Genomic DNA, 10,501 nt, shown 5'->3' on the forward strand with positions numbered 1-10,501 from the left:
CTATGATTGTGATGTGCCCCCAGATTCGGACGGATCTCCGGTGGCGTGCGCTTGGCAGTGTGGCGGCAGCGGTTCTCCGCGCAGCGCCCTGCCCTGTGGTCCTCGTCCCTTCGGCTCGCGGACGCAAGCGATGGGTGCTGCATCGGCTGCTCGTCCCGCATGACGGTACCCCGACGAGCGCTGCGACGATAGGTCCTGCGGCGGACCTCGCATTAAAGGCTGCCGCGGAGCTCGTCGTGCTGCACGTTGCGACGCCGGGAGCTGAGACGCCAACTGAGCCCGGGACGTTGGTCTCCCCGCGCTATATCGATCAGCCCCAGCATGAGTGGCCGGCATGGGCGCGGGAATTTGTCGCGCGAGTGTGCGCGGTCGGGGGTGCAAGGGACGGGACTGAGATGCGTCTCGCAGTCGCCCAAGGAGAGGCCGGCGCAGCCATTGTCGACTTCGCGCGGCAGAGCGACCTCATCGTTCTGGGCTGGCGCGGCGCGCTGGAACCCGGTCGCGCCCGGACAATGCAACGCGTGATCTGCGACACCGGCTGTCCTATGATCGTGCTCCGCGTGGATCGTGACAGGGATCGACGATATTGGCCATGGTCATCATAGATGTGAGGCGTTTCGATGCGCTCATCTTCGATCTGGATGGCGTGATCACGCAAACGGCATCGATCCATGCCCGGGCGTGGAAACAGCTATTCGACGAGTTTCTGGCCCGGCGAGCGACCGAGACGGACGGGGCATTTGTGCCCTTCGATCCAGAGAATGATTATCGCCGCTATGTCGACGGCAAACCCCGCGTCGCAGGTGTGCAGAGCTTTCTCGCGGCGCGAGGTATCACCGTCCCCGCAGAGGCACCGGAGGACCAGGCAGACCGGGAAACCGCCCACGGACTCGCGCGCCGCAAAGATCGCTATTTTGCCGAGCTACTGAGACACGAAGGAGTACACGTGTCCGCTTCCGCCGAACCCCTACTCCGCGAGACCCGCAGACGCGGCATGCGCATCGGCATCGCCTCATCGAGCCGCCATTGCGCGGAAATTCTGCACGCAGCCGGTCTCACAGCGCTGTTCGATGCACGAGTCGATGGCATCGACCTGGATCGACTGGGTCTTCCTGGAAAGCCAGCTCCCGACATGTTCTTGGAGGCTGCACGCCGTCTCAACGCGCTGCCTCCACGTATGGCAGTCTTCGAGGATGCCGTAGCGGGGGTCGAAGCGGCCCGCGCCGGCGATTTCGGCCTGGTCATCGGGGTCGGATCCACAGCCCGCGCGCCGGAGCTGATCGAGCATGGAGCAGACGCCGTCGTAGCCGATCTTGGCGAAGTCCAGTTCGAAGGTACTGTGACCCAGCCCTAGAGGCATCTAATATTTGGCGTCACCTATTTTGTAGCCAGAAATCGCGACGCCAGCGCCACATCAGAATTGATCAAGCATATTGCTTTTGCCCACCGCCGCCATCGTGTCGAGTTGCATCGAACCCGCAGTGCGCGGTCGTCGACTTGCCCTGGCCGCGACCTATCTCACGGTCGTCGGCCTTCGGGTGGTCGCGGTCGGTTCGTTGATCCCGCGACTTCTGGGAGTTTTGGTCAGGCTGAGCGGGAGCTCCGGCCTGCAGAGCTGCAACGGGAGCTTTTTCTTCCTGTTGGGCGATGGAGGGTGAGAGGCTCGACGAGGCAAGTAAGATTGTGGCGAGGACACACGCATGAGACGTTCCTCCGTTAGTGTGTGACCACTACGACTCAATCAAGCTCACGTTCCCGCATTCGCTTTCTCAAGACTGCGGCAAGCGGAACTCCGCCACCGTTTTTTACTGTCGATCTACCCGCACTCTTGCCGTCCCGCTGCCAATCATACCAAGTTCGCGTGCTGCCGCAGTGCTGACATCGATAATGCGCCCTCGACCATATGGGCCGCGATCGTTTATCCGCACGGTTACCGAACGCCCGTTGCTCATATTCGTCACCATGACCTTTGTGCCGAATGGCAACGTTCGATGAGCGGCTGTATAAGCATTTGGGCTTGATACCTCGCCACTGGCGGTCCGACCGCCGCGATAATATGCGGCGCGCCCAGTCTCGCCGAGAACGGGCGCGGACGCCGCTATCCCGGCTAGTAAGAAAAAATTGGCAACGAAAACTTTTCCGGCCTTGCTCACGCTATTCCTTAGGCCCGCCGCGAAGTCCTTAAAATAACTGCTGCCCGTTCACCTTCTCTGAACGTTCGCAGTTCAAGTTCTTTAGAACGATCTATTACTAGGGACCTCTCGACGATTGGATTTGTCTTTGATGCAGATCAATTTGCGCGACTTTATTTCGCGCGGCAGGGCGGGAACGTTTGCCCGCTGACCCGATTGGTTGCTAGTCCGACGTTGGACGCACAAACAATTGGTGAACACCATGAAGAAAATTCTCCTGGCGACGGTCGCTATCGTCGCATTCTCTGCACCCTCATTCGCGCAAACGCCCAAGACAACCGGCCAGGCGCCGTCGTTTTACTTGGCCCAGGATACCGCGACCATGAAATGTGAAATCGTCGAGACCCAGCCTGTTGCTGGTGGCAGCATGAAGGTTGTCGGTGCTGCTCACTCGACAAAGGCATCAGCAGAGGCGGCTTTGAAGGCTGACAAAACTTGCAAGTAACCAAGTGACGGCGCGGGTACAAGCGGGGGTCTATTGGTTCGCCCAGAACGCCGAAACAACTGACCCGTCGCGCCATAACCGCCTTGAAGAGAGCCCTCGGGTTGAGGTTCTCTGAGATTTTCTGTCAACCTCCAGGTGATTGTAGTTCACGATAGTGGCAACCACCAGAAGGGCAGCGGCACGCGAGAGATTGCCGCTTTAGGTCTCCAAGAACGATAGGATACGGCCATGAATCAGCAGACAATGAAACGCGCGGCTGCCGTCGCGGTCTTCGGTGCGGTGATGCTCGGCGCGGTGCTCCCTTCGGGGGCTGCTCCAGTCTCGTCGGACATGACTCTTTTGAAACAAGCAGCTTCGTCGTCTGGGGTGATAGACGTCCGCTATCGCGGCCATCGCCACTATCGTGGACGCGGCTATTACGGCGGCGGTCCGGGGGCCGCAGGGGCCGCAATCGGCCTTGGCATCTTGGGTGCTGCGGCTGGAGCCGCCGCCTATGGGGCCTACGGGCCTGGCTATTACGGGCCTGGCTATTACGGGGAAGGCTACTACGGCGCCCCCTATCGCCGCGGCTATTACTACCCGTATTGACAGATTGACGTTGTTTGGGCGTGGCAATCTCTGTCACAGACCGATCGCACTCAACGCACTTGCAATGAACTCTAGAGTGCGGTCGCTCGGAATCAAGATCGCTCGCTCTGCAGTTCAGCCGACCGCGACGATGCGGCCGCCGCGTAGTTGTGATCTGTTCAGCCGCATCAAAATGACCCGGCAATGAAAACCGTCGCCGGCGTCGTGTTAATCTGAAATATGGAGATACACCATGGACTGGAACAGAGTTGAAGGAAACTGGAAAGAGTTCCAAGGCAAAGTGAAGGAAAAATGGGGCAAGCTTACTGACGACGATCTCACCGCGATCAATGGCCAACGCGATCAGCTAGAAGGTCGGCTCCAACAGCGATATGGCTTTGCGAAGGATCAGGTTCGCAAGGACATTGATAGTTGGTTTTCTACCCTCAGGTAGGTCTTTAACCGAGGCTGGGGCTCTTGTCGGCGCCTCGTCGTGCAGCCGCTGCAGCAAGACCGAGGCGGGAAGAAACGCCTTGGCGTCGGGATGCTGTGCAGGTTTCAGATTGGCCTCCTCATCTCCTGTTCGGCGCTAGGGCCGACCGAAACGGATTGAGTGATTTCAAACGCCATTCGCCAGGACGAAGCACTGCGCGCCCTTTGGGGATCCTCTCGCCTGCCGAATTTCTCCCGGTAATAAAGACCCCTATCAGTGCAAGCCCGAGAAGCTGCATCGGCCGAGACTCGCGTTCCCACATTTGTCGCTCTCAGCCGAAATTGCGCGAGCTCTTGCGAGGCTTGCGGAATTTGCTCACGGGCATGGCCTGACTGTTGACCTGCACGTCGCACCTGCCATGTTGGAGACTTCCCCTATTCCGTCGTCTTACCGTCGAAATGCTCGTTGTCCTTCTCGGCATCCGCACGCGTGCGATGAACGACGCCGTCACGGTGGTTTGGCGGAGCATAGAGCGTGTAAAGCTTGAGCGGGGCCGCACTCGTATTGACGATGTTGTGCTTGGTGCCAGCAGGAACGAGGACAGCGAAGCCGGCGCTGATCGGACTGCGGACGCCGTCGAGGATAGCCTCCCCAGATCCTTCTTCTACGCGGAAAAACTGGTCAAGCTTGTGAACCTCCATCCCGATCTCTTCAGCAGGATGTAACGACATGACGACAAGCTGACAGTTTTTCGCGGTATAGAGCACGCGCCTGAAATTCGCGTTCTTTGTCGCCAGCGCTTCGATATTTTGCACAAAGCCCTTCATCACGGATCTCCTCATGAGCTTAAATGACGGTGTTGTCGTGTTTGCTGTTCAACCGGGCAGAAGCGAAGTCAAAGCCAAACCTATGAAATCCTAGTCTTTCCAGCGGACCCATCAGCCCTCACAGTCCACCACGGCGATACCTTCTAGCGATTTTCGATTGATCAAAGCTTGCCCAGCAAAAGCAAGATCAACAGAACAACAATCACGCGGCCGAGACCGCCGCCCCCGTAATAGCCGGTACCGTGAAAAGGGCCGCCGTTACTTCCGACATGCCACGGGTCAATCAATCTGCTTTGCAGTCATGCATAGCGCAGCGATGGGCGTGGCGCGGACTTCTTCCCGAATCAAGGCCGTGGCAGCACTAACTACGATGCCGCGACGGCTATTCGTTTGCGGTAAATCAAGGCTCGGATCAACCAGACCTGCTGGCTTATCCGATGATCTAACGGCCGAAGCGGGGGTGGAAGCAGGCGAATGAAGCTGGAAGGCGGATCGACCTTTGCTCCTCAGGCCGCACACCCCCCGGTGAAGGAAACCCCCGGGATCCCGCAGGCCGCACATCCTCTAATACCGATGATGCCGGGCGTGATGGACAGGCCCCCTCTCGCGGATGCGCTCATCAAAACGGCGCCGACACACGGTTTCAATCTTGCCCGGGACCTGAGCTTGTTCGCGCGCGTGCTTCGGCAGGCCGAAGGCGGGCGATGGGTGATGGCGATCTTCGTTGCCTCGACTGTCGTCACCATTGCCAATATGTTCGGCCAGGTTCGGCTTAACGAGTGGAACGGCCAGTTCTTCGATGCTGTGGGCCGCAAGGACCTGTCGGGCTTCGTCCATGATCTCCGCACGTTTATTGTCATCATGGCCGTTTTGCTGGCGCTCACGGTCGCAAACACCTTTCTCCAGGAGCGCCTGAAGTTTCGATTGCGCGAATGGATCACCCGTCATCTCCTGGTCGAGTGGCTCAAGCCTTTGCGCGTCTATCAACTGACCTTCGCCGGAGTGTACGGTCACAATCCGGACCAGCGCATCCAGGAGGATACGCGCCTTTTGGGCGACTACACCGCCGACCTCGGCTGCGGCATGGTCTATTCCTTGCTTCAGCTCGTCGCTTTCGTCGGCATGCTTTGGACTCTATCGGCGCAAGTCACGTTTCAGATCGCAGGCTACGACATCGCCATTCCCGGTTACATGGTCTGGTGTGCGCTCGCTTATGCCTTGACCGGGTCCGCTCTGACCTGGATCGTGGGGCGGCCGCTGATTGCCCTGAATGGCGAACGATATGCGCGTGAGGCGGAATTCCGCTTCGCGCTCGTTCGGGTCAACGAATCCGGCGAGAGCATCGCACTGCATGGCGGGGAGAAGGACGAACGACGGCATCTCGAGGCCGCGCTCGCGGCTGTCGTGGATACGATGCGACGGATATCCTCTTCGCTCGCTCACCTGACTTGGATCACATCGGGCATTGGCTGGCTGTCGCTCGTCGTTCCAATACTGGTGGCCGCACCGGCCTATTTCGGCGGCAACCTGACGCTGGGCGGCCTGATCATGGTGGCGGGCGCGTTCACCCAAGTACAACTGGCGTTGCGATGGTTCGTCGATAATTTTTCACGGCTCGCCGACTGGCGTGCAGCGGTCCATCGGGTCGCGCGCTTTCGCGAAGCGCTCGACAATCTTCCTGCGGTCGAAGAGGGCGCGGAGGAAATCAAACGCGAGCTACATCCGGAGGGCCATCTTGCTTTCGAGGGCGTGCGCATCCTCTTGCCGGACGGACATATCGTTATCGAGGACGCGACGGTCAGCATCAGCCCGGGCGAGCGCGTGCTGATTGTCGGCGACACCGGAAGAGGAAAATCGACACTGTTTCGCGCCGTCGCGGGCCTCTGGCCGTGGGGTTCCGGGACAATTCTCACGCCTCCACCCGAGGTCATGGCGTTCCTGCCGCAGCGCCCCTATTTGCCGCTGGGGACGCTACGAAACGCCCTGAGCTATCCGAGCCCGCCCGACGCTTTCTCGGATGCGGATGTACGACATGCCCTCGAGCGCTGCGATCTCGGCAATTTCATAACCAAGCTCGACCAGGTGGAGCGCTGGGACAATGAGCTTTCGCTCGGTGAGCAGGAGCGCCTCGCCTTCGCGCGCCTCCTGCTGCACAAACCTGGCTGGGTCTTTCTCGACGAAGCGACAGCCGCGCTCGACGAAGACAGCCAGCGCCGCGTCATGAGCCTCTTCGACGGCCAACTGAAGAATACGACCGTGTTGAGCATTGGTCACCGTCCTGATCTTGCCGCCTACCATACCCGGACGCTTCAGCTAGTTCATGGGGATGGCGGCGACCGCCTCAAGCTCAAGCCACCCCCTGCGCCACCTCCGCCGCGGCGCTGGCTGCAACGGCTCAACGACTGGTTACTGACCATCCGATCTTGATGCGAGTCCGGCTTCCCGCGCTGGAGCATCAGTTCATGTTTAGGCAACGTCCGCCTTACTCATAAGTACTGAGCGCCATGGCCCCATATTTTGGTGCCACCTTTACCTTCGACGGTGCCGCAATTTCATCTCCGGCCGCCGGCGTGAACATCATGGTGAGGCAAGCCGCGCACAATCGAACACGAGCTAAGGAAAGGTTCGGGGTGCGTGAGGGCTATTTCGTTGCGACGAACACGCGTGTGTACGTTGCCAGATCGAAGTAGTCGCGCCAGATGCTGATCTTGGCCGGCGCCAAGTCGAACACGCCGCAGCTAGCCGTGACGCGGTTTGCGCGAAGGTCCCTTCCCTTAATGTGAATGACTTGATGCTGAGGTTGCGGTTGTTCCTGGGTTTAATGGAACGGCACCCGCGGCCGTTCCGGAAAACAGCACGCTAAATCGCGCGCCCCGGCCGTCATCACCGCGGCCGATCCGCAACTCGCCGCCGATTTGCCTTGCGAACGATTGAATGATTTTCATCCCTAGTCCCTTGCTGGCGGCAGGGTCGAACTCTTCCGGCAGAGGCGGACCGTCATTCGACACTGAAAGCGCATAGCCGTAGGTCGCATCGGGCTGCAGGCCGATGGCGATCCGCCCGTTGCCGTATTTTGCCGCGTTGGCGATCAACTCACTGACGATGAAGCCGAGCGGAATCGCGGTCGCGGCCGGAAGATTGATTTCGATGCTTTCAACGAGGACCTGCTCCGGGCGTTCATCCGACGCGCATTTCGAAATTCTTCTTCATATTCGCAATGCGGGTATCTGGAATTCGAAATTAGGACTGAACGACAAACGCACGGAGGCTAGAATGTCGATTGGGACAATCATACTGATTATTCTTGTAATAGCTTTGCTCGGTGGTTTTAGTGGAATAGGTGGCGGGCCATTTTATGGCACCGGGTATTATGGCGGAGGAGGCCTCGGCCTGATCATCGTCATTCTCGTGATTCTGCTGTTGCTTGGGAAACTTTGAATTGGTGCACGCCGCCTGGCGCTTCCTTTGCAGAGAAGCTGAAGAAGGCGCGAAAAAAGAGGCCGCATCGGCGGCCTCTTTCTTGTAGATGGTAACGGATGGAGCGGGCGCTATCGCTTGTCGCCACCACCGCCTTGGCCGCCGCCCTGACCACCGCCTTGGCCGCCACCCTGGCCGCCGCCCTGACCACCAACCTGACCGCGGCCTTCGCCGCCACCCTGGTTGCCGCCGGGGCTTTTCTGCATCCGCCTACTGGCGGCAGGCACCGCGTTTTTCTGCATCTGCCCGCTATCTTTGATTTCCGCGCCGCCTTTCGATCCTGCTACAGGCGGGCTGCGACGAATGGCGGTGCCGCCCTCGACGTTCTTGCCCGGACCTTCGTGCGTTCCGCGAACCGTCGCGCCGCCGCGGCCGTAACGCTGCTCGGCCGGTCCGTAGGTCCAGCTCTGCCAGCCATATTCGCCGCCCCAGCCGAGGTTGCGCCGCCAGGCAAAGCCGCAGCGATACCAGCCGGGCCCGTGCCAGCCATTGAAATAGAAGCAATAGCGGTAGCCTTCGACAATGAAGACGGCGGTTTTCTGTATCATGTCGGTGGCATCGAGCGCGGGTTTTAGCGCGGCGCCCATGTTGATCGACATGGCATTACCGCTATTCGAACTCATTGCGAGCGCCATTGCAGCCGCGCCGACGCATAGTAATTTCCGCATTGGATCCTCCAGAGTCTTGCTTCAATAAAACATTACTTAGAGGCTCAAAGCCGCTCTTGATCTTTGATTAAGATCAACAGTTAGATCCGCCATTACGATCAACATTGGTTAGACCCCGATCGGCTCATTCGGGTCGGCAAAACTCCTGGAGTCGGCACAGTGTTCGGGTGGTTGAAATCTAAGCGCACTCGGCTTCAGAGCGAACTTATTAGACGCGATCGCAAGTACCTCGAGGCCAGGGTCCGCCGCTTTTTACAAAGCTATCTGAAGGCAGATGAAAGTCGGAAGCCGCACTTCTACCGGGCCGTAGAAGGTGCAGTCCACAAGTGCCAAGCTGAGGCGGGTGTAGATCAACCAACCCACGAACAAGAAGATGCGGAGATCGCCACAGCTACGTCCTCTGCGGCCATGAAAGTCGTTTTGGAGCGGATTGGTCGCAAAGAGGACAATGGCAATGCCGCGTTCCTTACCGATGCCTATGCGACCGTAGCCATAGCCTACCACCGAGCGGCGGGGGTTTATATCGAGGACCGGCGTATGCAGCAATTGGGCACGGCTGCCGTTCACCTGCTCACAATGGCAACCTCATATGTAAACTCCCACCAAGACGAGGATCAGACACCGACTCACGGGCCTTCATAATCAGGCGTTGGGCCGCGGCACAGGTGGCGTTTCGACCGCGAATTCACGGGTCCCGCACGTCATCGAACTCTAACGCGCGCGCATCGCGTACGACACCAGGAATGGGTCACTCCTTAGAGTATTCGAACTCAGGCAGCATCTTGAGTCCGTCCTTGACCCACCTGGCAATACAATCTTTTTGTCAGCGAACTTCAGGCTATCGTAACTACCACCATGTGTGAGTTCCAATACCCAAGAAGCTACCGATGGATAGAACGGCATAGGGCTCCTTGCCATCTCGCGTCACAAGGAGGTCATCAATCTTCCCGATCGTTTCACTCGCGTCGTTGAGGACGCTGCTGACGATGACCTTGGACGCGCGATAGCCGGCCGCCACCGTCTGCAGATCGACTTTGGCTATCTCTATTGATTGCGGTGCGCCTGTGCCTTTGCGTGTGGAATAAAAAAGCCCATGCCAATTATAGCAACACTGGCCAACAACATATTTTTCCTCATCATTATTCTCCTTTGCTCGTGCCCGCCTTTTGGTGCGCGATTGCAAGATTTCACGGACAAGCGGTCGTCGTTGATGCAGATCAACCAAGGTGCGGCTCGCACGCTTGAGTGGATCCTGAGACGTAGTCGGCTTCGACTGCGCGGTTCGATCGGCCCCCAGGATGGATTGTTCTTGCCGGCATCGCTCGGGACCTGCGGCGGCTCGCCACGTTGGTAGCACGGCCGCTCTCACTGGGGTTCCTTTACCGCCCATGTCTCGCATCGGCTCGTCGCTCTTCGATTTCGGAGATATCCGACCTATTGACCACGCGTCGCGGCCCGCGTGTTCCGCGGGACTACCTTTAGGTTTATCTCGAATATGGCCGGACCGTATCCGAAGGCACTGGCGATTCCGGTAGGTCCCTGCTCGACCGGATGGTCACGGAGAAAAGCGCGGAACACGATCTCGGTAATCACGAAGACGACGGCTTTACGAAATCCGTCGAAAACTCCATGGAAGCGCAAGGATGGGCGCCAGCAAAGGCGCGCGACGGCGGAGCATTTAGCCTGGATTTCGCGGTCACCGATCCCCGGACGGGACTCTATGCGATCGGGGTGGAGTGCGACGCCCCGCGTCACCGGCTTCTTGAAAAGGCACGTGCTCGGGAGGTTTGGCGGCCGAACGTGCTGGGCAAGGCGGTACCTCACATCCACAGGGTTTCGTCATACACCTGGACTCATTCAGGGGACACTGAACGTCACCGCCTCAAGGAAGC

15 protein-coding genes and 1 pseudogene are annotated in these 10,501 nt (G+C 59.0%); 9 read left to right on the plus strand and 7 right to left on the minus strand.

Annotated features, from left to right (window positions below; translation table 11 throughout):
- The first annotated feature begins 11 nt into the window (after positions 1-11).
- Together WB528_RS02540 and WB528_RS02545 are read left to right on the plus strand one after the other, a co-directional pair.
- A complete protein-coding gene (locus WB528_RS02540; RefSeq protein WP_423886867.1) occupies positions 12-605 on the plus strand; it encodes a universal stress protein in 594 nt (197 codons plus the stop codon).
- A complete protein-coding gene (locus tag WB528_RS02545) occupies positions 593-1,354 on the plus strand; it encodes an HAD family hydrolase (RefSeq protein WP_423886868.1) in 762 nt (253 codons plus the stop codon). Before WB528_RS02540 ends, WB528_RS02545 begins: the two co-directional genes overlap by 13 nt.
- 451 nt (positions 1,355-1,805) lie before the next feature.
- On the opposite strand, the gene WB528_RS02550 is transcribed toward WB528_RS02545, so the two are convergent.
- Positions 1,806-2,153, minus strand: a complete 348-nt coding sequence (locus tag WB528_RS02550; protein WP_423886857.1) for a septal ring lytic transglycosylase RlpA family protein — start codon at positions 2,151-2,153, stop codon at positions 1,806-1,808.
- A gap of 241 nt (positions 2,154-2,394) precedes the next feature.
- Between WB528_RS02550 and WB528_RS02555 the strand changes: the two genes are divergently transcribed.
- The 3 genes from WB528_RS02555 (at position 2,395) to WB528_RS02565 (ending at position 3,658) form a co-directional block, all read left to right on the plus strand.
- Positions 2,395-2,637, plus strand: a complete 243-nt coding sequence (locus tag WB528_RS02555) for a hypothetical protein (RefSeq protein ID WP_423886858.1) — start codon at positions 2,395-2,397, stop codon at positions 2,635-2,637.
- A gap of 228 nt (positions 2,638-2,865) precedes the next feature.
- The gene (locus WB528_RS02560) at positions 2,866-3,225 is read left to right on the plus strand and encodes a hypothetical protein (protein ID WP_423886859.1); all 360 of its coding nucleotides are present in this window, start codon (positions 2,866-2,868) and stop codon (positions 3,223-3,225) included.
- Positions 3,226-3,457: 232 nt separating this feature from the next.
- Positions 3,458-3,658: a CsbD family protein gene (locus WB528_RS02565; RefSeq protein WP_423886860.1), complete on the plus strand. Its 201-nt coding sequence runs from the start codon at positions 3,458-3,460 to the stop codon at positions 3,656-3,658.
- Positions 3,659-4,071: 413 nt separating this feature from the next.
- Here WB528_RS02565 and WB528_RS02570 read toward each other — a convergent pair whose 3' ends face one another.
- Positions 4,072-4,464, minus strand: coding sequence for a cupin domain-containing protein (locus WB528_RS02570; RefSeq protein ID WP_025574560.1), 393 nt, complete (start codon positions 4,462-4,464; stop codon positions 4,072-4,074).
- Positions 4,465-4,625: 161 nt separating this feature from the next.
- Positions 4,626-4,730 (minus strand): annotated as a pseudogene (locus WB528_RS02575) (DUF3309 family protein); the annotation flags it as partial.
- A 208-nt stretch (positions 4,731-4,938) separates the two neighbouring features.
- On the opposite strand from WB528_RS02575, the gene WB528_RS02580 reads away from it, so the two are divergent.
- Positions 4,939-6,891: an ABC transporter ATP-binding protein/permease gene (locus WB528_RS02580; protein ID WP_423886861.1), complete on the plus strand. Its 1,953-nt coding sequence runs from the start codon at positions 4,939-4,941 to the stop codon at positions 6,889-6,891.
- Positions 6,892-7,105: 214 nt separating this feature from the next.
- Here the strand turns inward: WB528_RS02580 and WB528_RS02585 are convergent, their stop codons facing one another.
- Entirely contained in the window at positions 7,106-7,249 is a 144-nt protein-coding gene (locus WB528_RS02585; protein ID WP_423886869.1) for a limonene-1,2-epoxide hydrolase family protein, read from the minus strand.
- Positions 7,239-7,556, minus strand: coding sequence for an ATP-binding protein (locus WB528_RS02590; protein ID WP_423886862.1), 318 nt, complete (start codon positions 7,554-7,556; stop codon positions 7,239-7,241). The genes WB528_RS02585 and WB528_RS02590 overlap by 11 nt, the downstream gene beginning before the upstream one ends.
- Positions 7,557-7,737: 181 nt before the next feature.
- Here WB528_RS02590 and WB528_RS02595 point away from each other — a divergent pair, with 181 nt between their 5' ends.
- Positions 7,738-7,902, plus strand: coding sequence for a DUF3309 family protein (locus WB528_RS02595; RefSeq protein WP_423886870.1), 165 nt, complete (start codon positions 7,738-7,740; stop codon positions 7,900-7,902).
- Between the two features lie 110 nt (positions 7,903-8,012).
- Here WB528_RS02595 and WB528_RS02600 read toward each other — a convergent pair whose 3' ends face one another.
- Entirely contained in the window at positions 8,013-8,609 is a 597-nt protein-coding gene (locus WB528_RS02600) for a hypothetical protein (RefSeq protein WP_423886863.1), read from the minus strand.
- Positions 8,610-8,768: 159 nt separating this feature from the next.
- Here WB528_RS02600 and WB528_RS02605 point away from each other — a divergent pair, with 159 nt between their 5' ends.
- On the plus strand, positions 8,769-9,251 hold the full coding sequence (locus WB528_RS02605; protein ID WP_423886864.1) for a hypothetical protein: 483 nt from the start codon (positions 8,769-8,771) through the stop codon (positions 9,249-9,251).
- A 205-nt stretch (positions 9,252-9,456) separates the two neighbouring features.
- Here WB528_RS02605 and WB528_RS02610 read toward each other — a convergent pair whose 3' ends face one another.
- A complete protein-coding gene (locus WB528_RS02610; protein WP_423886865.1) occupies positions 9,457-9,834 on the minus strand; it encodes a hypothetical protein in 378 nt (125 codons plus the stop codon).
- Between the two features lie 326 nt (positions 9,835-10,160).
- On the opposite strand from WB528_RS02610, the gene WB528_RS02615 reads away from it, so the two are divergent.
- The coding region (locus tag WB528_RS02615; protein ID WP_423886866.1) for a hypothetical protein at positions 10,161-10,501 on the plus strand (341 nt) is incomplete at its 3' end.

Source organism: Bradyrhizobium sp. (genome assembly GCF_049586575.1).
Taxonomy (GTDB): domain Bacteria; phylum Pseudomonadota; class Alphaproteobacteria; order Rhizobiales; family Xanthobacteraceae; genus Bradyrhizobium.